21 protein-coding genes are annotated in these 25,266 nt (G+C 37.3%); 6 read left to right on the plus strand and 15 right to left on the minus strand.

Translation table 11 applies throughout. From position 1 onward, the window contains the following. Window positions 1-68: 68 nt before the first annotated feature. Window positions 69-383: a thioredoxin gene (gene trxA / locus O7776_RS14010; RefSeq protein ID WP_274307641.1), complete on the minus strand. Its 315-nt coding sequence runs from the start codon at window positions 381-383 to the stop codon at window positions 69-71. Window positions 384-868: 485 nt separating this feature from the next. Here trxA and O7776_RS14015 point away from each other — a divergent pair, with 485 nt between their 5' ends. Continuing rightward, entirely contained in the window at window positions 869-1,912 is a 1,044-nt protein-coding gene (locus O7776_RS14015) for a M42 family metallopeptidase (protein ID WP_420802185.1), read from the plus strand. 59 nt (window positions 1,913-1,971) lie between these two features. On the opposite strand, the gene O7776_RS14020 is transcribed toward O7776_RS14015, so the two are convergent. From O7776_RS14020 to zapA, 10 genes are all read right to left on the minus strand, one after another. Next, on the minus strand, window positions 1,972-2,949 hold the full coding sequence (locus O7776_RS14020; RefSeq protein WP_274307643.1) for an electron transfer flavoprotein subunit alpha/FixB family protein: 978 nt from the start codon (window positions 2,947-2,949) through the stop codon (window positions 1,972-1,974). A 59-nt stretch (window positions 2,950-3,008) separates the two neighbouring features. Then, window positions 3,009-3,782, minus strand: a complete 774-nt coding sequence (locus O7776_RS14025; protein WP_274307644.1) for an electron transfer flavoprotein subunit beta/FixA family protein — start codon at window positions 3,780-3,782, stop codon at window positions 3,009-3,011. A gap of 46 nt (window positions 3,783-3,828) precedes the next feature. Continuing rightward, on the minus strand, window positions 3,829-4,602 hold the full coding sequence (locus O7776_RS14030) for an enoyl-CoA hydratase (protein WP_274307645.1): 774 nt from the start codon (window positions 4,600-4,602) through the stop codon (window positions 3,829-3,831). Between the two features lie 17 nt (window positions 4,603-4,619). Then, window positions 4,620-5,201, minus strand: a complete 582-nt coding sequence (locus O7776_RS14035; protein ID WP_274307646.1) for a fatty acid metabolism transcriptional regulator FadR — start codon at window positions 5,199-5,201, stop codon at window positions 4,620-4,622. Between the two features lie 98 nt (window positions 5,202-5,299). Further along, window positions 5,300-6,991, minus strand: coding sequence for a long-chain-fatty-acid--CoA ligase (locus O7776_RS14040; protein WP_274307647.1), 1,692 nt, complete (start codon window positions 6,989-6,991; stop codon window positions 5,300-5,302). Window positions 6,992-7,461: 470 nt separating this feature from the next. Further along, complete coding sequence (locus O7776_RS14045; RefSeq protein WP_274307648.1) at window positions 7,462-7,875, minus strand: DUF350 domain-containing protein; 414 nt, start codon at window positions 7,873-7,875, stop codon at window positions 7,462-7,464. A 70-nt stretch (window positions 7,876-7,945) separates the two neighbouring features. Beyond that, on the minus strand, window positions 7,946-10,309 hold the full coding sequence (locus O7776_RS14050) for an endonuclease MutS2 (RefSeq protein ID WP_274307649.1): 2,364 nt from the start codon (window positions 10,307-10,309) through the stop codon (window positions 7,946-7,948). Between the two features lie 21 nt (window positions 10,310-10,330). After that, window positions 10,331-12,040 (minus strand): DNA polymerase/3'-5' exonuclease PolX, encoded by a 1,710-nt coding sequence (gene polX, locus O7776_RS14055; protein WP_274310514.1) that lies wholly within the window; start codon window positions 12,038-12,040, stop codon window positions 10,331-10,333. A 275-nt stretch (window positions 12,041-12,315) separates the two neighbouring features. Beyond that, window positions 12,316-12,855 carry a CvpA family protein gene (locus O7776_RS14060; RefSeq protein ID WP_274307650.1) on the minus strand — a complete coding sequence of 180 codons (540 nt, stop codon included), beginning with the start codon at window positions 12,853-12,855 and terminating at the stop codon, window positions 12,316-12,318. A gap of 5 nt (window positions 12,856-12,860) precedes the next feature. Continuing rightward, window positions 12,861-13,121, minus strand: a complete 261-nt coding sequence (gene zapA, locus O7776_RS14065) for a cell division protein ZapA (protein WP_241369376.1) — start codon at window positions 13,119-13,121, stop codon at window positions 12,861-12,863. Between the two features lie 253 nt (window positions 13,122-13,374). Here zapA and rnhC point away from each other — a divergent pair, with 253 nt between their 5' ends. Next, entirely contained in the window at window positions 13,375-14,310 is a 936-nt protein-coding gene (gene rnhC / locus O7776_RS14070; protein WP_274307651.1) for a ribonuclease HIII, read from the plus strand. Between the two features lie 34 nt (window positions 14,311-14,344). Here the strand turns inward: rnhC and O7776_RS14075 are convergent, their stop codons facing one another. Both O7776_RS14075 and O7776_RS14080 read right to left on the minus strand, forming a co-directional pair. Then, on the minus strand, window positions 14,345-14,716 hold the full coding sequence (locus tag O7776_RS14075) for a VOC family protein (protein WP_274307652.1): 372 nt from the start codon (window positions 14,714-14,716) through the stop codon (window positions 14,345-14,347). Window positions 14,717-14,809: 93 nt separating this feature from the next. Beyond that, complete coding sequence (locus tag O7776_RS14080) at window positions 14,810-16,336, minus strand: DHA2 family efflux MFS transporter permease subunit (RefSeq protein WP_274307653.1); 1,527 nt, start codon at window positions 16,334-16,336, stop codon at window positions 14,810-14,812. A gap of 164 nt (window positions 16,337-16,500) precedes the next feature. Between O7776_RS14080 and O7776_RS14085 the strand changes: the two genes are divergently transcribed. Beyond that, window positions 16,501-17,394 carry a TetR/AcrR family transcriptional regulator gene (locus tag O7776_RS14085; protein WP_274307654.1) on the plus strand — a complete coding sequence of 298 codons (894 nt, stop codon included), beginning with the start codon at window positions 16,501-16,503 and terminating at the stop codon, window positions 17,392-17,394. An 889-nt stretch (window positions 17,395-18,283) separates the two neighbouring features. Here the strand turns inward: O7776_RS14085 and O7776_RS14090 are convergent. Beyond that, window positions 18,284-19,726 (minus strand): DEAD/DEAH box helicase, encoded by a 1,443-nt coding sequence (locus O7776_RS14090; protein WP_274307655.1) that lies wholly within the window; start codon window positions 19,724-19,726, stop codon window positions 18,284-18,286. Window positions 19,727-19,745: 19 nt separating this feature from the next. Further along, window positions 19,746-20,639, minus strand: coding sequence for a LysR family transcriptional regulator (locus O7776_RS14095; RefSeq protein ID WP_274307656.1), 894 nt, complete (start codon window positions 20,637-20,639; stop codon window positions 19,746-19,748). A gap of 122 nt (window positions 20,640-20,761) precedes the next feature. Here O7776_RS14095 and O7776_RS14100 point away from each other — a divergent pair, with 122 nt between their 5' ends. From O7776_RS14100 to O7776_RS14110, 3 genes are all read left to right on the plus strand, one after another. After that, the gene (locus O7776_RS14100; RefSeq protein WP_274307657.1) at window positions 20,762-21,952 is read left to right on the plus strand and encodes a coenzyme F420-0:L-glutamate ligase; all 1,191 of its coding nucleotides are present in this window, start codon (window positions 20,762-20,764) and stop codon (window positions 21,950-21,952) included. Window positions 21,953-22,137: 185 nt separating this feature from the next. Then, entirely contained in the window at window positions 22,138-23,523 is a 1,386-nt protein-coding gene (locus O7776_RS14105) for a branched-chain amino acid transporter BcaP (protein WP_274307658.1), read from the plus strand. 795 nt (window positions 23,524-24,318) lie between these two features. Next, complete coding sequence (locus O7776_RS14110; RefSeq protein ID WP_274307659.1) at window positions 24,319-25,245, plus strand: C40 family peptidase; 927 nt, start codon at window positions 24,319-24,321, stop codon at window positions 25,243-25,245. The last annotated feature ends 21 nt before the right edge of the window (window positions 25,246-25,266 follow it).

The following is a 25,266-nucleotide window of genomic DNA, read 5'->3' on the forward strand; positions in this document are numbered from 1 at the left end:
ATTTTAACCGATTCTAATACAAGAAAAAAGCCGTACACCTTCATAGGCATACGGCTTAGTTACTGAAATTATTTATTGTCGTTAATGAAGTCGATTAACGCTTCTTTTGGCATGAAGCCAGCTGTTTTTGCTTTTAGCTCGCCATCAACGAATAATAATAATGATGGAATAGACATGATTTGGTACTCAGCAGCAGTACCTTGGTTGTTATCTACATCCACTTTAACGATTTTAACATCGTTACCGATTTCTGCATCTAATTCTTCAAGAACTGGAGCGATCATTTTACATGGACCACACCATGCAGCCCAAAAGTCTACTAAAACTACACCATTTGAAATTTCTTGTGCGAAAGTTTGATCTGTACCGTGTACAATTGCCATTTTAAAATAGCCTCCTTAATTACAATATGCTAGTAGTATAGCATGATTTGGCAATGAGAAAATAATAAAATGCTCGCGAAAATTGGATTTGCGGTGAAATGTTGGAAACAGGGAGATACATAAACATACATTTGAAAAATACTTGTATCAACTTATATCAATTACGTCTCAGCTACTTTTGTCCAGATTTTTTTCAAGCTCTCTTGAAAAACTTCCCTAAAAAATCTGTGACATCTGCCGGGGATTGAACCCCTGCTGAATCAAGTTAAAATTGTATATATCAAATAACACCTAACAAAGTTACGATACTACTTATCATTATAATTCCCCCTATATTATTAGAAGAGTTAAAATATAAATGCTCTACCACCTAGTGAATAGTCAGGATGGATCTCGTGGATTCTGATTATCGAGGTATAAATACGCAGCTTTTCTTCTTCCAAAAATTAGAGTAAGCTATAGACAGAGTACATAAAGGAGGTAGTATTACATTGATTACAATAAATAAAGAGCGTGTCCTTCAAATCGCAACGGACTTACTACAACTGCATAGTCCTACTGGATATTGTCATGAAATTATGGATACGATTGAACAGTTCGTTCATCAAACAGGTTATCAATTTGAGCGTACATTGAAAGGCGCGGGGATCATTTCTATTCCCGGAGCTAATGAGGGCAAGGTTATCGGTCTTTCTGCGCATGTTGATACATTGGGCGCAATGGTACGTTCGATTACTGGTCACGGAACACTAAAGTTTACGCTTCTAGGTGGTCCGCTCGTTCCAACTTGGGATGGCGAATATGTTTTTATTCGTACGAGAGATGGCAGAACGTATAGCGGTACTATTTTAAGCACAAGCCCGGCAGTACACGTATTTGAAGACAGCAAATCAAAAAAACGTGAACCGCAGTTTATGGAAGTGCGTCTCGATGAAAAGGTGAAAACGAAGGAAGATGTTTTGAAGCTTGGCATTGGTGTCGGTGACTTTATTTTTATTGATCCGAAAACGACTGTAACAGAAAGTGGCTTTTTAAAATCCCGTTTCATTGATGACAAAGGAAGTGTGGCGTGCTTATTAGCGCTTCTTGAAATTATGAAACAGGAATCAATTGTACCGGCATATCCGGTGAAAATTGTGATTTCCAACTATGAAGAGGTTGGTCATGGTTCATCGTATATCCCTGCTGATATTACAGAATACATTTCTGTTGATATGGGCTGTATCGGTGATGATTTAAGCTGTACAGAATATGATGTTTCCATTTGTGCAAAAGATTCAACTGGTCCGTATGATTATGAATTAACATCAACTTTTATCCAATTAGCTCAAGAAAATAAGCTGCAATACGCAGTTGATATTTACCCTATGTACGGGTCAGATACAAGCGCCGCGCTTAGAGGCGGCAATAACATCAAAGGTGCCCTAATCGGACCTGGTGTTCACGCTTCACACGGAATGGAACGAACACATTATGAAGCATTAGAAAACACGATTAAATTACTTTACCTGTACATCACAAAAAGTTAATAAGGACTATCTCTAGGCAACACAAAAAGCTTCCCCAATTAATTGAGGAAGCTCGTTTTTTATGCGTTTACTTTTAATGCTTTGAATTCCTCGATTAAAAGTGGGATAACTTCGAATAGGTCCCCTACGATACCGTAGTCAGCAACTTTAAAGATATTTGCTTCTGGGTCTTTGTTAATTGCTACAATTACTTTAGAGTTCGACATACCGGCTAAGTGTTGAATTGCTCCAGAAATACCAGCCGCGATGTAAAGGTCAGGTGTTACAACTTTACCAGTTTGGCCGATTTGTAATGAGTAATCGCAGTATTCTGCGTCACATGCACCACGAGAGGCACCAACTGCACCACCTAGTAAGTTAGCAAGCTCTTTTAATGGTTCGAAACCTTCCTCGGATTTCACGCCACGGCCACCCGCAACAACTACTTTTGCTTCAGAAAGGTCTACACCTTCAGTAGATTTACGAACAACTTCTTTAATAATTGTGCGTAAGTTTGTAATGTCTACTGTAACAGCAGATACATCACCTGAGCGACCTGTATTTTTTTCTAAAGGCGCGATGTTATTTGGACGAATTGTCGCAAAAATAACGCCATCTTTAATTTTTACTTTTTCAAATGCTTTACCAGAGTATATTGGACGGATGAAAACTGTGTCATCACCAGCGCCTTCGATTTCTGTAACATCTGAAACTAAACCAGATTGTAAGCGAGACGCGATCTTTGGAGATAAGTCTTTACCTAATGAAGTATGTCCAAATACGATTGCTTCTGGTTTTTCTTTTTCAACTACAGCTAAAATTGCTTGGCTGTAACCATCAGATGTATAGTTTTTTAAGTGTGGGTGCTCTACAGTAACGACACGGCTTGCACCATATGCGATAAGCTCATTTGCTAAATCTGCTACAGCATCCCCAACTAATAATCCAACTACTTCACCACCGTCAGCTATTTTTGAACCTGCTGCGATTGCTTCGAATGAAACGTTACGTAAGTTCCCTTCACGAACCTCACCTAACACTAAAACTTTCTTTGACATGAATATCCCTCCATTACCATCTTCGTAAAACTTCGATTTATTTCGTATCTAATGAATGATTAGACAACTTTTGCTTCGTTGTGTAATAAGCTTACTAGTTCTTTTACCTGTGCAGAAAGATCGCCTGATAATACGCGACCAGCTGCTTTTTGTGGTGGTAAATAAATTTCTACTGTTTCTACTTTTACTTCAACATCATCTTCATCGATATCTAAATCATCTAGCTCAAGTTCTTCAAGTGGCTTTTTCTTTGCCTTCATAATCCCTGGTAAAGATGGGTAGCGTGGCTCGTTTAACCCTTGTTGAGCTGTTACTAATAATGGTAAAGATGTTTCTAACACTTCAGAGTCACCTTCGATATCACGAACAATTTTCACGTTAGTACCGTCAATTTCAAGGCTCGTAATTGTTGTTACATAGTTAATGCCTAATAGGTCTGCTAAACGTGGACCAACTTGACCAGACCCACCATCGATTGCAACGTTACCTGCTAAAATTAAATCCGCTTCTTTGTCTTTTAAATATTCCGCTAAAATATAAGCTGCAGAATATTGATCTAACTCATCTAAATCATCTTCTGTATTAATTAACACTGCTTCATCAGCACCCATTGCTAATGCTGTACGTAATTGCTTTTCAGCATCTTCGCCACCGATTGTTACAACCGTTACTTTACCGCCTAATGCATCACGCTTTTGAATTGCTTCTTCAATTGCATACTCATCATATGGATTAATGATGAACTCAGCACCATCTTCTTGAATTTTACCGCCTGAAACGACGATTTTTTCTTCTGTGTCAAAAGTACGTTTTACTAATACATAAATATTCATAATCTAGACCTCCTAAAAGCTTTTTAATTTAATCCGTATGAACGGTTTATTTACCTGTAAATACTGGTTCACGTTTTTCGATAAATGCTTGAATGCCTTCTTTTGCGTCGGATGATACGAATACTTCACCAAAGCTTTTTGCCTCTGCAGCAACGCCATCATAGAATGAAGGTGTTTTCGAGAATTGCAGCATTTGAATCGCTGCTCTTAATGCAATTGGTGATTTTTTTGCAATTTTTTTCGCAATTGCAAGCGTCTCTGGTAATAAATTCTCATCAGAAAATGCTCGGTTTGCCAATCCCCATTCCACAGCTTCAGCACCTGAAATCGGATCGCTTGTAAACATCATCTCTGCCGCTTTAGCAACCCCTACATAGCGTGGTAAACGCTGTGTACCAGCAAAACCTGGAATAAGACCTAATGATAGTTCAGGTAAGCCAAGCTTGGCATTTTCAGTTACGAAACGCATATGGCATCCCATCGCAAGTTCTAAACCTCCACCTAATGCCGCCCCATGAATAGCCGCGATAACAGGCTTTGAAAAATTTTCAAGTCGCTCGAATACGTCTTGCCCGTTTTTCGCTAAAGCGGTGAACTCTTCACCTGACTGTACGCTTGTAAATTCTTTTATGTCAGCCCCTGCAGAGAAAAATCGTCCCTCTCCATGAATGACAACTACTCGTACCGATTCATCATTTTCTACAAAGTCCAGTAATCCATTTACATCTTGGATTAAGCCTTGTGAAAGCGCATTTGCAGGCGGTCTAGAAATTGTAGCGATTGCTACGTTATCTTCTACTTTCCAACTTAGAAACTCCATTTCCCCACATCCCCTTTTTATGCTTTTAATGCATTTATTAATAATTGCTGAATTTTTGGAGCTTGTTCCATTAAGTCATAGCGATATTCATTCATCACCCATGATGTCGTAATTTCGTCAATCGTACCGAATACCATTTGACGGGCAATACGAACATCCATCGTTTGATTAAACTCTCCATTAAGCATGCCCTCGATTAATATTTGATCTACTAAAATTAAATACTCTTTAAGAATAGCGTTAATTTTCAATCTAATCTCTTTATTCGACTGCCTTAACTCTAATTGAGTTACGGTTGCTAAATGGCGATCACTCGATAAAACATGGAAATGGTTTTCAATCATTTTGCTTAACTTTTCTGAAGACGTTTCTCCACTTTTTATTATAGCCTGTAAATTCTCTACGAAAATACCCATTTTTTCCTGAAATACAGAAATTAAAATATCTTCTTTATTTTTAAAATATAAATAGATTGTTCCGTCAGCTACGCCAGCCTGTTTTGCAATTTTAGATACTTGTGCTTGATGATAGCCATTCTCCGCTATTGCAATGACTGCAGCATCTACTATTTGCATATACTTGGGTTTATTTCGTTTCAAGTTGCTCACCACCAAAAAAAAATGAAAACATGAATGACTATTCATTCATGTTTTCATATTATAATTTGTTAAACTTTCTGTCAATAGCTTAATCTGGATTATTTTGCTTCTCGTTCCATCATTTTTTGTTTTTCTTCATCTACTAATTTACGACGTAATATTTTTCCTACAGCTGTTTTCGGTAACTCTGTACGGAATTCATAATAGCGTGGTACTTTGTATGCTGCTAAATTGCTACGACAAAATTCATTTAATTCTTTATCGGTCACTTTTTTGCCTTCTTTTAATACGATATAAGCTTTTACTGTTTCACCACGGTAAGGATCTGGAATACCTGCAACAACGCATTCTTGAATGGCATCATGCTCGTATAAAACCTCTTCTACTTCTCGCGGATAAATATTAAAGCCACCTGCAATAATCATATCTTTTTTACGGTCTACTACGTAGAAATAACCTTTTTCATCCATATAGCCTAAGTCACCCGTTAAGAACCAGCCATCATTAAACGTCATAGCCGTATCTTCTGGACGATTCCAGTAACCTTTCATTACTTGCGGTCCTTTAATCGCGATTTCCCCTATTTCACCTGGTGGTAATACTTCCGATTCGCCAGAACGAAGAACAGCAGCATCTGTATTTGGCCAAGGCAATCCGATCGAACCATTAATTCGATTGTCCCAAATTGGATTAGCATGAGTTACCGGTGATGTTTCAGTTAATCCATACCCTTCAACAATACGACCACCTGTTAATGCTTCAAACTTTTCTTGTACTTCAAGCGGTAGTGGCGCAGAACCACTTAAACATGCTTTGATAGAAGAAAGATCATATTTTAATAAATCGGGATGATTTAATAGTCCGATATACATCGTTGGTGCACCTGGGAATAATGTTGGCTTTTGCTTGTCTATTGTTTTTAATGCTTGCTCAACATCAAATTTAGGTAATAACACCATTTTACCTTGTTGCATTATTGAAAGAACTAACACGGTAGTCATTCCATAAACATGGAAGAACGGTAAAATACCTAAAATTATTTCTTCCCCTTTATTACATTTATACATCCATGCATCACACATCATTGTGTTAGCTATTAGGTTTTTATGCGTTAACATTACACCTTTCGGGAACCCTGTTGTACCACCCGTATACTGTAACAGCGCTAAATCATTTTCAAAATCAAAATCTACGGAAATTTCAGTAGCAGTTGCTGACTTCATAATTTCTGTGAACAAATGATTCATACCGCTATGTTCAACTTTTACACTGAATCCGTATTGTTTTTTCTGAATGAATGGATATACCAAATTTTTAGGGAACGGTAAATAATCTTTAATACCTGTAACGATAACGTTTTCAATTTTCGTTTCATTTAATATTTTCATCGTACGCGGATACAAAATATCCATCACTAAAATCACTTTCGCACCACAATCAGACATCTGATATTGAAGCTCACGCTCAGTGTATAACGGATTTGTTTGAACGACAATACCACCAGCATACAAAATACCATAATAAGCGATAACTGATTGAGGACAGTTCGGCAACATAATTGCGACACGATCGCCCTTCTCCACCCCTAGAGAACGTAAATAATTCGCAAACTTTAATGCCGATTGATATAACTCTTTGTTTGTTAGCTCCCTACCCATGAAGTGAACCGCTACTTTATCCGGGACCTCATTGTAAGCATCCGTCAAAAATTGTTGCACTGGAATTTGAGGAAGATCTATCGTATGCGGGATTTCCTCAGGATAACTCGCTAGCCAAACCTTTTCTGTCATAAAACTTCTCCCCTTTTCTAAAAGCTTTATTTATTACCAACAGTATAATTAAAAAAGGAAATTCTTTCAAACTATTTAGTTATAATTTTACTTTATTTTCTCGATATTTCATGTATTTTCTCGTTTAATATTATGTTTCTCATAATAATCTCATACATTAAAAACAAAAAATTGCATAATTATTTTTGAAATATATTTTTGTAGAAAAATATTATTTTTTTCTAAAATGGCTAATCTTTTTCCTCAAAATAAAAAAGCAAACAAACCATTACTAGTTTGTCTGCTTCTTCATTTAAATCGTAGCCAAATAATAAACTCCTACTGCGAGGAATAGAACACATACAACAATTAAAATTTTTGATAAAGTTTCCATCGACCTTCTCCTTGGAAAAACACACTTCTCGCCGAATAACGTGAAATGCACTATTTTCTTATGTGGATTTCAACGAAAAATCATTCTTTCTATTCCACTAAGATATACTTGCACCAATGACAAAGGATAATCCTAATGAAATCGTAAATGATATAAACCCGACAGAACGATTGTCTGCAGCGATTTCTTCATCTACATTGAATTTTGGTGTTAAAAATTCAAACAGTAAATAAGCAAAAATCAATAATATAAACCCGAAAAGTCCCCAACCTAACATCTCTACAAATGATGGATGTTGTTGAATTGAGTATCTGAAAATGTTACAAATGCCGACAATCTTACCACCTGTCGCTAATGCAACTGCAACATTTCCTTTTTTTATTTCTTCCCAATTTTTATATTTCGTCACGATTTCAAAGATAATCATTGCCACAAACAAACATAGCACTACTACACTAAAATAGCCTGCCGTTTCAACGAGAGGATGGCGCCAAAAGCTTGAACCTAGCAATCCATTGTACCCCCTTAACAAATTTTGTACTTACTCTTAATATGAGCTAATTTTGAAAAAGGAGCAACTATTATTTTAGTTCAACGACCGTCACACCAAAGCCACCCTCACCTGCCTCACCATATCGATAGGATTTGATACGCTTATGATTTTTCAAGAAGCTTTGAATTCCTTGGCGTAATGCCCCCGTTCCTTTACCGTGAATAATTGATACACGTGGATAGTTCGCCAGTAAGGCATCATCTAAATATTTTTCCGTGAGAATGAGTGCATCTTCATAGCGCTCTCCACGTAAATCTAATTCTAGTTTCACATGGGAATTACGATTTTTAACATTCATATTCGGACGTGTTACTTGTTCTTTTTCTGGCTTAATGTATTCTAAATCGCTATCAGGTAGCTTCATTTTTAAAATACCAATTTGAACAACCCACTCATTACCTGATTTATCAAGAATTGTTCCTTTTTGACCATAACTTAATACTTTGACCTCATCGCCGATTTGTAAATTTTGTTTACGTTCTCGTGCAGCAACTGCTTTTTGAAGGACTTTATTTTCTTTTGGTGTTGCTTCGTCTAAACGTTTTTTCGCATCGATAAATTCGTGTTCCTTAACGTTTGCTGCTGCGAGTTTTTTCATTTCACGTAAATCAGCAATGACATTTTCAGCTTCGCGTTTTGCTTCATCTACAATTTTACGCGCTTTTTCTTTTGCTTTTTTCTCTAGGCTTTCTTTCTTTTCATCATATATGCGAAGACGTTCTTCAAGCTCCGCGCGAATTTGTGCTGCATCTTCTAGTAATACATGTGCCTCATCTGCCTCACGCTCTGAACGTAAGCGGCTTTCTTCTAGTGAAGCAATCATGGATTCCACTTCATGACGGTCTGTGCCAGTAAATGATTTCGCACGGTCTATAATCGAGTTTGTTAATCCTAAACGCTTCGAAATTTCAAAAGCATTTGAACGACCCGGCACACCAATTAATAAACGATAAGTTGGACTAAGTGTTTCAATATCAAACTCCACGCTGGCATTCACTACAAGCGGACGATTATAGCCGTATGCTTTTAGCTCAGGATAGTGTGTCGTTGCCATAACGCGTGCCCCACGATCTACCACTTCATCTAAAATTGAAATTGCTAATGCCGCACCTTCTTGTGGGTCTGTACCCGCACCAAGTTCATCAAACAGTACAAGAGATTTGTCATCAAACTTACTTAAAATGTCAACAATGTTCACCATATGAGAGGAGAACGTTGATAATGATTGCTCGATGGATTGCTCATCACCAATGTCCGCAAAAATTTGCTCAAACACCGCTAGCTCTGAGCCGTCTAAAGCAGGCACTGGTAAGCCAGACTGTGCCATTATTGTACAAAGTCCAACTGTTTTTAACGTTACCGTTTTACCACCTGTATTTGGACCCGTAATAACAATCGCTGTTACATCGCGCCCAAATTCAATTGTGTTTGCTACTGCTTCTTCAATCGGTAATAGTGGGTGTCGAGCACGAACTAAGCGTGTATAGCCTTCCTGATTCATTTTTGGCATCGTACATTTATTTGCTTGGCCGTACTTCCCTTTTGCTAAAATAACATCGATTTCCCCAAGCAATTGCACTAACACGAATAAATCATGACCTACTTCTGCTACTTTCGATGTTAGCTCTAATAATATACGCTCTATTTCCGCTTTTTCTTTTACTTTTAAGCGCTGGACTTCATTGTTTGCTTGAATTACTGATTCTGGCTCAATGAACAATGTTTGACCGGAAGCTGATTGGTCATGCACAATGCCACCATAATGTGAACGGTATTCTTGTTTTACTGGAATAACAAAACGATCGTTACGAATCGTAATAATGGTATCTGATAGCATTTTTGTCGCATTCGAACCGCGCGTTAAGCTTTCTAGCTTTTGACGTACCTTTGATTCCTCCGAACGTAATGACTGACGAATTGAACGTAATACTGGACTCGCAGAATCAAGCACCGCACCGTTATCATCAATACAGTCATTAATTTCATGCTGTAATGCCGTAAGTACTGGCATCTGCTCTTTTCGCTCGATAAAATGAGGGATTTCAATATCCTTTTCTGCCTCAATATCTTCAATGAAATTACGTAAAATGCGGCTCGCACGAATCGTACTTGCAATTTCCATTAACTCCATTGGGCTCAGCATTCCCCCAATTTGTGAACGACGTGCATGCGGTCGCACATCAAAAATACCGCCTAACGGAACATTGCCCTTCACACGTAAAATAGCTAAGCCTTCATCCATTTCTGCTAATAATTCAACAACTGTTTCAAAATCGGTTTCAGGCACTAATTCATCAATAGCCTGCTTTCCGATTGAGTTCGTACAAAATGCCGAGACTTGTTCACGGACTTTATCAAATTCTAGTGTTTTCAACGCTCGCTGTTCGATCATGAAAAACACCTCCTGCTACAATTATTTATTTTTCCTAATAAAAGCTTCAAATTGCTCTTTTGACCATGTATTAACGATTAATTCTTTCTTTAACCATGCTTTTTGCGCGTATTTAACACCAATTTCCATGAAGCGTAATTGATCAATCGCATGAGCATCGGTATTAATAGCGATAGGTACATTATGTTCCATTGCTAATTGTAAATGCTCAATACATAAATCCAAACGGTATGGGTTGGCATTCAGCTCTAAAATTTTCCCATGCTGTGCAGCCCATTCAATTAATAGTGGAACATCTGGTTCATAGCCACCGCGCTCGCCAACAATTCGCCCCGTTGGATGTGCAATCATATGCACGTATGGATGTTCGACTGCTGTTTTTAAACGTGCCATAATTTTGTCCTGTTTTTGCGTGAAGCTTGAATGAATCGACGCAATGACAAAATCTAATTCCTTTAGTACTTCATCGTCAAAATCAAGTGTGCCATCTGGTAAAATATCCATTTCTGTGCCGCGATATAGGAAGAAATCAGGGTTTGCCTCATTAAAGGCATAAATATCTAGCTTTTGTTGCTGTAAACGTTCTGGCGTTAAACCGTTCGCCACTTTTAAATATTGCGAATGGTCAGTAATTACCGCATGTGTATAGCCTTTAGCAATTAATGCTTGCCCCATCTCACTTACTGAATGTGCACCATCTGACCAAGTTGTATGCATATGCAAGTCCGATATAATGTCCGCAAGATTCACTAAATGATCCAGCTCATCTAAACGGTCTAGCTCTTTACCACTTTCACGCACAGTTGGCGGAATGAACGGTAAATCAAAATGTGCGAAAAACTGCTCTTCGGTTTCAAATGTCACAATCGAGCCGTCCTCTTGTTCAACACCGTATTCACTAATTTTTTTGCCCATTGACTTGGCCAGCTGGCGCATACGTACATTGTGATCTTTTGAGCCAGTGAAATGGTGTAGCGCTGTCGCAAATTCCTCACTCATAACTAAACGGAAATCAACACTCACAGGCTCATCACGGTCTAAAATTACCGACACTTTTGTATCTCCTGCAGCAATTGTTTCTAAAATCACAAGACGTGTTAAAATAGCTTCACGTACAATTTCATAAGCACTCGTTGCAACTATAAAATCGATATCCTTACTCGTCTCTGCTACACGTCGAAAACTACCAGCTACAGAAAACTTTTCCACTTCAGGCAAGCTTGCAAGTAGTTCATTGATTTCTAATACAGCTGGCTCTAATTGCCAAATCGGTAAACGTTCTTTGCGTGAACCGAAATTTTCAAGTTCTTTTAAAATTTTCTCCTCGGTTTTTGCCGCAAAGCCTGCTAATTCTCGAACTTTCCCTGTTTCACATGCTGTTTTTAACGAATCTGCATCGACTATGTTTAATTCTTGGTATAATTTCGCTAGCTTTTTTCCACCTAGGCCAGGTAATTTCATTAAAGGAATCAACCCTTTTGGTACCATTTCTTCAAGCTCTTTTAATGTTGAGGATACGCCCGTTTCCATTAGCTCTAAAATAACCGCAGCTGTTCCTTTCCCAATGCCTTTTATTGCTGTAATATCATCTATTTCACTTAAACTACGTTCATCAGCCTCAAGTGCGGCAGCAGCCTTACGAAATGCCGATACTTTAAATGGGTTTTCTGCTTGTAATTCCATATATAACGCGATTTTTTCTAGTGTGCGGATAATGATTTTTTTATTCATCATATTTCCCCTCTCTAAAGAAAGCTCCCCCCGAAAATCGAGAGAAGCTTTCACATGATTTTCAAATCCATTACTCCTGATTAATTATGCCTTGGCGTAATTATGTCCAGATTTTTTTCAATGTTACTCGAAAAACTCCTCTAAAAAATCTGTGACATCCGCCGGGGGCATTAACTTGTTTCAGCCGGGGGTTAAAATCCCACTCGATTAAGGAAATCTTGGCATTCACCACACACTTATAGAAGTGGTGGACTTTTGCTGAAGTAAGTTAAAAGTTAATTTTTGTAAATATACCACCAATTTTGGAACATGCTTGTGATGACTGGCGTGTGTTCAAGAATTAGCCCTGTTAGGAACGAGCTATCAATTATCAACTGGACCGATTCTACAGGTAGTAATGCAATGACGTATAACCCGATAAATAAAATAATGTACGCTTCGATAAAGCATAATACTGCGCCTAATAAGTAGTTTAACGAATTCAACACAGGTAAATAAGTTAAAAAGTCAAACATCGAGCCTAAAATTTGTAACGCAATTTTCACAACAAAGAAAATAAGTGCAAATGCAAATACGCGGTAAAACGTACGATCGACATCTAATGAATCTAGCACTAATGTCATCGTCGAACCTTCTGTAAAGCCTGGATATGGAATCCACAGCACAAACTTATCGGCAAGTGGTTTATAGTAAATTATCGCCACTACAAGCGCTACTAAAAAGCTACCGATATTGATTAATTGGACGACAAGACCACGCTTGGCACCAATGATTAAACTAATGATAAAGACCGCAAGAATAAATAAATCTAACATATATGTCAACCCTTCAACTGTTTCAATTGTTCTTCTAATTTTTCATATTGTTCTTTTAATATTAAATAGTCGTTAACAGAATTTACAGCCGTTAATACAGCTAGCTTCGAACTATCTAATGACGGATTTAACCCATTAATTTCACGCATTTTGTCATCGACGATTGAAGCGACTAATCTCATGTGGCCAGTTGACTCTGTTCCTACCATTTTATATGTATGTCCATAGATTTCTACGGATATGCGATTCTTTTCTTGCTCAGCCAAAATAACCCCTCCAAAAAAGAATAGATAAACAGTTATCAACAACTCTAGCTGGATTGTTCGCATGTCATATACGTCTGATCCCTGTTCTATATCAATTACGCCATTTTCATATTGTACATCATATCATTTCCAATTTGATTATCGCAACCGAATGCCTATATTGTATATCGGAATCTGCAAAACAAATGTTATTTTCACATTTTTTCATTTCGGGCTATACTTATTTTAACTCACGCTTTCGAAAGGACCTATTATGACAAACATTGTATTACAACTAACTACTGACATTCAGAAACAAATTAAAACGCATTACCAATCTTCATTGATCGAACGCCATGCTCCTGGGGTTATTTTTGCCGCAAAATTATCTGATACAGCCATTACTGCATATAAATCTGGGAAAGTGATGTTTCAGGGTGCAGGCGCTGAACGTGAAGCGGCACGTTGGTCTAGTACTGCTACACCCACTACGACAAAAACACCGTCTACAAAAGGTGACAAGCTTCCAACCAATTTTGCTGCCTTTTCCGTCATTGGCTCTGATGAAACAGGTACTGGAGATTATTTCGGACCTGTAACGGTAGCTGCCGTTTATGTGTCGGCTGAAAATATCGCTCTTGTACAAGAGCTCGGTGTTAAAGATTCGAAGCAATTAACTGATGACTATATGCGTCAAATTGCACCGGATTTAATGAAGGTTTGCCCTCATAGCATTTTAACGCTACGCAATGACAAATATAATGAAATACAGGCACGTGGCTATTCACAGGGCAAAATTAAAGCACTTCTTCACAACCAAGCATTAAAACATGTATTAGCAAAAATTGAGCCTGAAAAACCAAACTATATTTTAATCGACCAATTTGCGGAGCGCGGCATTTATTACAACCACATTAAAAATGAAAAGAATATTATACGTGAAAATGTCTTATTTTCCACGAAGGCCGAAAATTTACATGTCGCAGTAGCTACTGCCTCGATATTAGCCCGCAATGCTTTTTTAAAAGAAATGGACCGTTTAGCTGAAATGGTTGGCTTTCCATTACAAAAAGGAGCTAGTGGCAAAGTTGATGCAATGGCAGCAAAAATTTGGCTGAAACATGGCGAAGAAGTGTTGAAATCAATGACAAAATGGCATTTTGCCAATACCGAAAAAGCACGTAAATTACTACAAAAAAAGAAGGGATGATGCGCTAATAATAGTGCATTTCATCCCTTTTTAGTTATTTTTCTGTAATTGCGAAATAATTTCCTTCTTCATCCGAAAAATTAAAGACTTTACCAAATGGCATATTGACTAATTCACCAACTGTAATGCCTTTCGCTTTAAAATCTTCATATAATGCATCTAAGTTTTCACTGTAAAACATTAATGAAGGCGTACCTAAATTTAATTCTGGTGACATTGCTTGAATTTTCTTTTTGTCGTGCAATACAATGCTTGTCTGCGCTTCATCTGTTGGTGCAATTGTAATGATGCGCATACCATTATCTACATCTGAAATTACTTCAAAGCCTAACTTCTCTGTCCAAAATGCTTTTGCTAGTTCTTGGTCATTTACATAAACCATTACTTGTCCTAATTGCTTAATCATCCCATTCACTCCTTCACGTTTCACCTTTTACTATACCCGATTTTACCAAAAGTAAAAACGATAGAGCTTCATAAACTCTATCGTTTTCATTAATTATTTTTCTTCTGGTTTTGCACCCATAAAGTCATCTCGTTTTGTAATATCAACACGTTTAATAAATAACGCTAAAATCATTGCTACAACCGTAATCCCCGCTGCCACGAAGAATGAGTACGTAATCCCATCAAGTAATGCCTGTTGCATAACTTGACCTTGAATCAGTTCTAATTGCTCTGCTGTTGGCTGTGCTGCACTAGGATCCGCATTCGCTTTCATGTCAGCGACAATTTCTGCTGCGCGAGTTTTTGTATGTGAGTTGAAAATGGTTACTAATACCGCTGTACCAATCGCACCTGCCACTTGTTGTGCTGTGTTATTCATTGCCGTACCATGAGGATTTAGGCGGTTAGGTAAAGCATTTAAACCATTTGTCATGATCGGCATCATCACCATTGAAATCCCCAACATACGAACTGTATACATCGTAATAATAAATGTATACGTAGAATCTGTTTCTAAGTAGCCTAAACCGAATGTTGCTATTGTCGCAATCATTAAACCAGTAACAGCTAAAATACGTGGTCCAAATTTATCGAACAACTTACCTGTAATTGGTGACATAACCCCCATCACAATTGCACCTGGTAACATCATTAATCCCGCCTCAAATGGCTCAATACCACGTACATTTTGAACGTAAGCTGGTGTCAAAATCATTCCTGAGAACATCGCAACGGATAATACCATAGACACAACAGATGCTAGTGCATAGGCTGGATATGTGTAAATACGTAAATCCAGTAAAGGTTCCTCTAAGCTGAATTGGCGCGTAATAAACCAAACTAAGCCAATCGCCCCCACAAGAATCGTACCCCAAACTTCAACGGCACCCCATCCTGCTGAACTTGCAGTACTGAAGCCGTATAACAATCCTCCAAAACCTAAAGTCGATAATACAACTGAAAATAAATCAATTTTAGCTGGACGATTTGGCAATACATCTTCTAATTTCCAAACCGCTAATAATAAAGCAATAATTGCGATTGGTAAAATCATTTTGAACAGAACGCTCCAGTCATAATGTTCAACAATCCATCCTGATAATGTCGGTCCAATTGCTGGCGCTAATACCATAACTAAACCGAAAACCCCCATTGCAGTCCCACGCTTTTCAACTGGGAAACTAATTAACATCACATTCATTAAAATTGGAGACATTGTTGCTGCACCTGCTGCTTGAATCATACGACCTGCTAGTAACAGACCAAATGATGGTGCAAATGCGGCCATCGCTGTACCAATAACGAAAATCGCCATTGATAAAATAAATAACGGACGTGTTTTAAATTTAGTAATTAAGTAAGCCGATGCTGGAACAAGTATCCCACTTACTAACATATACCCCGTTGCTAACCACTGCACCGTTGAGTAATCCTTAATATCGAATGCCACCATAATGGAAGGTAGTGCTACGTTTAATAGCGTATTGTTTAAAAAAGCAACGAATGCCCCTACAAATAACACAGCAATCATTAAATAGGGAGGCTTTTTAAACGTTTTAACGTCTTGTATCTTTTCCATAATTGAAACCCCTCTTTTTCTTTTAAAAAATTAATATTTTTATACTCGAACTATTTTATACTCACAGTCCAATAAATTCAACAATTTTGCACCACAAGTCCAAAAAATTGCTATACTCCTAAGAAAACAGTAAACTTGAAATACAAACTAAACGGAGGAATAGTATGAATCTGCGAAAAAGACAAGTATTAGAAACCGCGCTACAGCTATTCATAGAAAAGGGATTCCACAATACATCGATTCAAGATATATTATCAAAATCTATGATTTCAAAAGGAACATTTTATAACTACTTCTCCTCTAAAAATGAATGCTTTATGGCCATATTAGAACAAGTACGTTATGAGGCAAGCATACGCCGACATGAAATATTACACGGTAATGACCCATCAGATGAAAATATACTGATCGAACAAATTATCGTATTAATGCAAATCAATAAGGAGCAAAATCTTGTCTCGATTTTCGAGGGCATTTTTCAATCAAATGATTTAGAATTACGTGATGCACTTATGCGTAATCGCCTCATTGAAGTAGAATGGCTATCGAATCGATTCGTTGATATTTTTGGCGAAGAGGCAAGACCCTATACACTAGAACTATCCATATTATTTTTTGGAATGGTACAGCATTTATCAATGTCATTTCGTACATTTTATGGTGTCACAGTAGATGTTAAAAAGGTTGTAAAGATTGCCTTTCGAAATATTAAAGTAGTGTTACCCGAAATGATTGCAACAAATGACGTTATTATAGGAGCAGGGTCACTCCAATTAATTGAAGGAAACACGCACTATCAACCAATTACAAAAGATATGATTTTAAATAAACTAGAAGGCTTTTTATCTGAATTGCAATATGAAGATATCCATACAGTGGGCATCCAGTTTACGCAAACGTTAATCGAACAATTAACTGAAGATACATTGCGTAGCTCAGTGGTCGAAGCTTTATTAAAACCATTTCGCTCTTCATTTTCAAATACCTCACATGAAGCTGAATCGATTGAACTCTCCAATATGCTGTGGTTTTTCGTAAAAAACTTTAAAGAAGCATAAAACAGGTTACGCCAAAGGAATTTTACCTTAGCGTAACCTGTTTTTATTTGCTGTTATCTATTGATCGCTATAAAACAGCCGATCTCTTTATTTACTACTCATGAGCATTTTTCAATACAGAATTTGGAACCAATTGCATTTATCTAATAAAATCCGTTCTGCTACGCTACGGGGGACGCTTTTCTGGGGGCGTGGCTACAACTAACTCATTTGTGCCTCTTACGGGTGCACAAATGAGTGGATTTTCCGCACACGCTTGATCCCCTAGAAGTCGCCCCCTACACTTCGCGGCACTCTACACAAACTAAAGTTGGTTTTTATAACAAAGATTTTGAATAAAGTTTGGTGAATCAAGCGCTGTTATTGAAATAAAGTAAAAAGTTAGTCTAAGAATGATTATATTTTAACGCAATAAAAGTAGCTAATTTCATTGCCATAGGTAACTTTTAATCAAAGATACAATATTGTATACAGCGTACTATTTTATTCATCACCGAAACCCCTGCTCCTGTCGCTATGCTTTCGTCGCAAAAGAACAATCAAATCACACGGCATTTGATTGTTCTTTGCCTCGCGATAGCGCAAGCGGCAGTATTTTACGATCTTAATTATTTGAGAAAAAGTAACATTTTAGATTGGCGGGCCTTGCATGCGGCATTAAAGACAGTCAAGAAAAAGTCTAAAACCCTTTTTAGACTTTTTCTTTGCGCCGAGGATAGTAAAATCGCGATTTTACTACCCGCAGAAGCAGTAATGCTCCTTTCGCTACGCTTTCGTAACATTATTTAAAGTCAGTCAATACTGACTTTAAATATGCTGTCATGCCGTAGCCCGCCGAATATAAGTAGATTGCACTTGATCCATTTTTTGTTAGTAAATTTGTTCAATGTTATTTACTAGTTGAAATATGCACTTTTAGTTGCTTCCCTTTAACAGGTGTAGTTTTCATTGCATTCAACACAATTTTACCTTTACCGTTTAAAATTTCGATAAATGTAGATGTATCTAAAATGGTAATGATGCCGATATCTGCTGCGGTGATACCTGGAATTTTACATAATGTGCCGACAAAATCAACGGCGCGTAGCTTTTTCTTTTTACCGCCATTGAAGTAAAGCTTAGTAATATTGGCATCAACCTTAGCGCTTTTTTGCTTTTTCTTTTGTGGACGGGTTTGCATTTTTTTATCAAATGCCTCTGCCTTAACTTCTACTTCTTCATGTGTTGGTAGAGCCGCAATCGGAATTTTATTCCCAATATATTGCTCAATTCCTGCTAAAAAGTCGTATTCAAAAGGTGTCACAAACGTAACTGCCTTCCCTTCTTTCCCAGCACGACCTGTACGACCTGTTCGGTGCACATATGCCTCTTTTTCCATCGGCAAATCATAGTTAATGACTAACGAAATATTATCAATATCAATGCCGCGCGCTGCGACATCTGTTGCGACTAAATAACGAAAATCTCCGCGCTTATAGTCATTCATTACCATTAAGCGCGTCGATTGTTCCATACCACCATGTAGTTGGTCGACGCTATATTCACGATCATATAAATAATCATACACTTCATCTACTCGTGCTTTCGTACGACAAAATATGATACATGTATCAGGATTTTCAATAACCGCCACCTTTTCTAGTGCTGATAGCTTTTCTTCCTCCGGTACTTCAATGACCACATGTTCAATTTTTGGCGCTTGCTGTTCGGAATGTACTTCAATATCAAGCGCATTCTTTAAATGACGGCCCGCAAGCGACTTAATTTCATCAGGTACTGTTGCAGAAAATAGCATTGTTACATGTGGTTCGGTAATATGTGACAGGATGGCCTCTACTTGTTCAATAAAGCCCATATTGAGCATTTCATCGGCTTCATCTAAAATCACATATCGAATTTTTTCTAGTTTTAATGTGCCTTTTTCAATATGATCAAGTACGCGACCCGGTGTTCCAACCGCAACATGCGTTTTTTGCTTTAGTTCATCTTGCTGATAACGGAAAGGTTGTTTTCCATAAAGTGCTGCTGCTTTTACACGTTTGTAGCGACCGATATTGGTGAATTCTTCTTTTACTTGCACGGCTAACTCGCGCGTTGGTGTTAATACTAATGCTTGCGGTTTGTTTTCTAACCAGTCAATGTTTTCGCAAATCGGAATCGCAAAGGCGGCTGTTTTCCCACTGCCTGTTTGTGCTTTAACGATTAAATCTACATTATTTAATGCGTGAGGCAATACTTTTTGCTGCACTTCTGAAGGAGAAATGTAGTCTAAATCACGTAACGCCTGTATTATTTCTCTTGTTAAATTGTATTGTTTAAAGTCGTTTGACATTTATTTCCCTCATTTTCTGTTAATGGATTATTCCTGGGTCTACGATTGCGATGAATTTACGCGTAGCTTGTGATAGTGGCACAGTTTTTAAATGAACAATACCAATACTACGTTTAGGAATTTTTTGTTGTAGTTCAATTTCATATAAAATCCCTCGTTCAATATAGTCGAGCGAAAATTCCTTTGTCACACTGGCAATTCCTAAATTGATTTTCGCAAATTCTAAAACTAAATCATGCGATCCTAGCTCGAACTCAGGAGAGATTGCATAGCCTTGCTCTTTCAAATATCCTTCGACATAATTACGTGAATTAGCCTTCTTTTCTAAAAAAATTAGCGGCATTTTCATGAGCATTTCGAAACTGATTGGTTTGCTTGTTAAATTTTTATATTTTTGACCGCATACAAATATATCATGAATTTCTTTGCAAGGGATTACTTGTAGATGCATATCTTCTACCGGTAAGTTACAAATGCCTAAATCTGCCTCTCCAGCTTTAATAAAAGCTAAAATTTCACTCGTAGTTCCATTTAATACTTTTAATTTTATACCAGGATAACGAATGTGGAATGTTTCTAAATATGGAAGTAAAAAATGGCGTGAAATTGTATCGCCTACTCCAATACGCAATTGCCCTGTCTGTAAATTTTTAAATTCAGCAATTTTCTCTTCGCCTGCGTCAAGGATTCCTAAAGCTGAATTTACATATTCATGTAATAATTCTCCTTCAGTTGTAAGCTTTACTCCTTTAGGCGTTCGGTTGAACAACAATGTTTCAAGTTCTTTTTCTAGCTTTGAAATCGCTTGACTGACTGCTGGCTGTGTCATATACAGCTCTTTGGCTGCTTTAGAAAAGCTTTTATTGCGACTGACTGCATTAAAAATTCGATAAGCTTCTAATTTCGCTATCATATAACCACCACTTATATCTGTTATTAGAAATATTAATTTTACTTATATCACATCACTGCGTTATAGTAAACATCGTGATAAAAATTAAAACAATATTTGTTTACATATGAGGAGAGATTATTTTGGAACGAGTAGTAGGAACTGTAGTACGAGGTCTTCGTGGCCCAATTATTAATGAAGGGGACGACATTGTACAAATCGTCGTTGATACAGCATTAAACGCTGCGAAAGTTGAAGGTTATTCTATTGAAGACCGCGACATCGTAACTGTAACAGAATCAGTAGTAGCGCGTTCACAAGGTAACTATGCGACAATGGAAGATATTGCTACGGACGTAAATGCAAAATTCGGTGATGACACTGTGGGGGTAATTTTCCCAATTCTTTCACGTAACCGTTTCTCAAATATTTTAAAAGGGATTGCAAAAGGGACAAAAAAGATCGTTCTTATGTTAAGCTACCCTTCTGATGAAGTTGGAAATCACTTAGTATCATTAGATGAATTAGACGAAAAAGGCATCAATCCTTGGACAGATGTTTTAACTGAAGCTGATTTCCGTGGACACTTCGGTTACAATAAACATACTTTCACTGGTGTTGACTACATTGAATACTACAAAGAATTAATTGAAGAACAAGGCACTGAAGTGGAAGTTATCTTCTCAAATAACGCGAAAACGATTTTAGATTATACAAAGAGCGTACTTACTTGCGATATTCACTCTCGCTTCCGTACTAAACGCATTTTAACAGCTGCTGGTGCTGAAAAAGTATACGGTTTAGATAACATTTTAAATGAATCTGTAAACGGTTCTGGCTTCAATTCAAACTACGGTTTACTAGGCTCAAACAAATCAACGGAAGATGGTGTAAAATTATTCCCTGATAACTGTCAACCAATCGTGGATGACATTCAAGCGAAAATTTTAGCAGCTACAGGTAAATTAGTAGAAGTAATGATTTACGGTGATGGTGCGTTCAAAGATCCAGTAGGTCAAATTTGGGAACTTGCTGACCCAGTTGTATCACCTGCTTACACTCCGGGACTTGACGGTACACCAAACGAAATCAAATTAAAATATTTAGCTGATAACGATTTCTCTGAATTAAAAGGTGAAGAGTTAAAAGCTGCTATTAAAGAATATATTAACAACAAAGAAGAAGATTTAACTGGTCAGATGGCAGCTCAAGGGACAACACCTCGTAAGCTTACTGACTTAATCGGTTCATTATCTGACTTAACTTCTGGCTCTGGCGACAAAGGAACACCAATGATTTACATCCAAGGTTACTTCGATAACTATACAAAATAATTTTCTGACTAGGTGTTTGTAAAAGCACCTAGTTTTTTTGTCTTTTCCCTCTAGTTTATCCTACTTTTTTTCTGAAAACAGGTATTGCTTTTGTCACTTCAGTACTTCAACTCGATAAACCTCTTTTATTTTCTGAAAATTTATGATATTATTTTGATTATTGCTTTATAGAAATAGGTGTTAATATGAAAAATTTATTAAGAAAAAAATCAATCGATGACCTTTTACATAAGAAAGGTTCGATTCAGCTTCAAAAAACTATGGGTCCCTTCGATTTGATGTTACTTGGTGTAGGTGCCATTGTCGGTACGGGGATTTTCATTCTTCCAGGTACAGTTTCAGCGCAGCATGCGGGACCTGGTATTGTGTTTTCATTTATTATCGCAGCCATTGTTTGTGCGTTAGCCGCGCTTTGTTACTCAGAATTCGCTTCTACTGTTCCTGTAACAGGAAGTGCTTACTCATATAGTTATATTGTATTTGGTGAGATTGTTGCCTGGTTTGTCGGCTGGGCATTACTACTTGAATACGGCTTAGCAACAGCTGCCGTTGCTACAGGCTGGTCGGGTTACTTTGTCACATTAGTAGAAGGCTTCGGTATTCATTTACCGGCTGCACTTACCAACTCATTTAGTGTAGAAAATGGCACGTATATTAACTTACCTGCTGTTATTATTATTTTTGTTATCGGTTCTCTTCTCTCATTAGGCATGAAGGAATCAACACGTTTTAATGCTTTACTTGTTGCACTAAAAACTGGGGCAGTCTTATTATTTATCTTAGTCGGCGTATTTTACGTGAAGCCTGAAAATTGGTCACCATTTTTACCTTATGGCATGAGTGGCGTGTTCACAGGTGCCGCACTTGTTTTCTTCGCTTACTTAGGTTTTGATGCGGTGTCATCTGCTGCAGAAGAAGTAAAAAATCCACAACGTAATATGCCAATCGGAATTATCGGCTCTTTAATCATTTGTACGATTCTTTATGTAGCAGTTTCGCTTGTATTAACAGGGATTGTTCCATATCAACAGCTGAATGTAGCTGATCCAGTTGCCTTTGCGATGAAATTTGTCGAGCAAGATTGGGTAGCGGGGGTAATTTCATTAAGTGCGGTTATCGGGATGTTAACAGTAATTTTAGTCATGATGTACGGTGGTACACGTTTATTAATGGCCTTTGCACGAGATGGCTTAATGCCAAAAGTAATGAAAGAATTACATCCAAAGCGTAAAACACCGATGAAAAATACATTTATTTTCACACTGGTTATTTCCATATTTGCCGGTTTTATTCCACTAGGTACATTAGCTGAATTGGTCAATATGGGCACATTAATCGCGTTTATCTTCGTATCTGCGGGCATCATTTATTTACGTAAAAATAAAGACTTACCAAACGGTGGCTTTAAAGTTCCGTTTTATCCCGTACTACCAATTGTGTCGTTATTATTGTGTATTTTCTTAATTAGCCAGCTTTCTGCACACACTTGGATTGCTTGTGGTATCTGGTTCGTGTTAGGAATTATCATTTACTTCATTTATGGTAAAAGACATTCAGCTTTAAATAAATAAATAAATCTATTTGTATGAACTATCCAACATTTTTGCTTCATTAAAAAATGTTGGATTTTTTTATTCAATTCATTTTAACTTCATAACTAATATAGTTTACTTAGCACAAATTATAGGAGTGATATCGCCTCCATGTGTCCAGGTCCTTCTGTGCCACCTGGTGGACCCCCAGGGGAAGTACGCAAATTCCTACACCATATGGGACCCCCTCCTGAATTCACTCCAACTAGGACACACTGGAGCCCTGACTCAGCCAAAATGCGAAGCTGTTTAATCGCAATACATCTGTAGGGTTAAATAACCTAGATGATTTTTGGTACTTCCCGACATTCGTATCTCGAAGCATCATCCTCGGTTTCAGGTGGAGGCATCGATTCTGCTGGGGATACCAACCCCTTACCTCAAATAGCATTAGTTTCATTTCAAAGTTTTTAAGAAATAAACTACAGTAAATAATCTTTAATTCATTATTAGTTTAACTTTCCAGATGAAAGTGGCTAAGACAGCATGCCGAAAAATACAATTTTTTTTACTTATAGAAAAATTGTATTCTTGTTTTATCACAACCCTTTTCATCTTTTTTTGCTCAAACCAGCAAATATCCCCCTAAATATTAGCCACCAAGTTAAATAGAGGTAACTGAAACAATTGTAATTAAACTGTAATTAATGCTAGTTTACCTAGTAATAGCAGTCTATTGGCGCACTTTCAAAATCTGCTACCAACATTTCCCTCCAAGAATCATGTATTTCCCATGATAAAGTCGTTAGTGTACTAAATTTGGAGGTAACTATTATGAAAAAACGTTTCGTAACAACTGTCGCTTTAGCAATTGGGATTAGTTCATTTTCTACAATGCCAGCAATAATGGAACCAACACCTGTATATGCTGCAAATGTACAAAATAATGATCAAGCCGTTGCTATTAAAGCCAATCAATTAATTACTACTGCAAAAAGTTTAATCGGGAAAGCAACTTATAGTAATACCGTCTATAAACCTACTGCACCTTATAAATTTTCATGTGCCACTTTTTTAATGTATATTTTCGAGAAAAATGGCGTAGATTTAGCAACTTATAACGAAAACTATATGATGCAACAAGGAACCTATGTACCACGTAACCAGCTTCAAAAAGGGGATTTATTATTCTTTAAAAGTAAAAAAACAGGAACAGACCCAGACCATGTTGGGATGTACATTGGAGATAATAAAATCATTCACATGGCGGATTCAAAACAAAACATAGTTATTTCAGATTTAAATAGTAAGCCGTACTACAAAGATAATTATGTAACCGCTCGTCGCGTACTACCAACATTAATGAGTGCAAATCCTGCAACAACAGGAGATAAAATTGTTGCCAAAGCGTACGCTACGAAAGACCAAGTAAAGATGGGCTCAATTAATAATGATGCTTCATTACGATTTACATCAGGCGGCTTCATTGAATATACGTACCGAAAAAATGGCGTTTTATTAAAAACCAAAACACTTAGCGAGCAAATGAAACTTGGTACAGCTGTTTCTAAATCAAACTTAAAAAAAGGGGATTTAGTATTCTTCAACAGTACGAAGGGATCTAAAACACCAACACAAGTTGCAATTTATGCAGGTGACCACCGATTAATTATTCCTACGAGTAATGGAGTGATTACACGTGTTTTACTAGTAGATTATTATAAAGATCATTATATTACCGCTAGACGTGTAACGAAATAAAACAAATGAAAATAGCTCTAT

Origin of the sequence: Solibacillus daqui, assembly GCF_028747805.1 — a bacterium.
GTDB lineage: Bacteria > Bacillota > Bacilli > Bacillales_A > Planococcaceae > Solibacillus > Solibacillus daqui.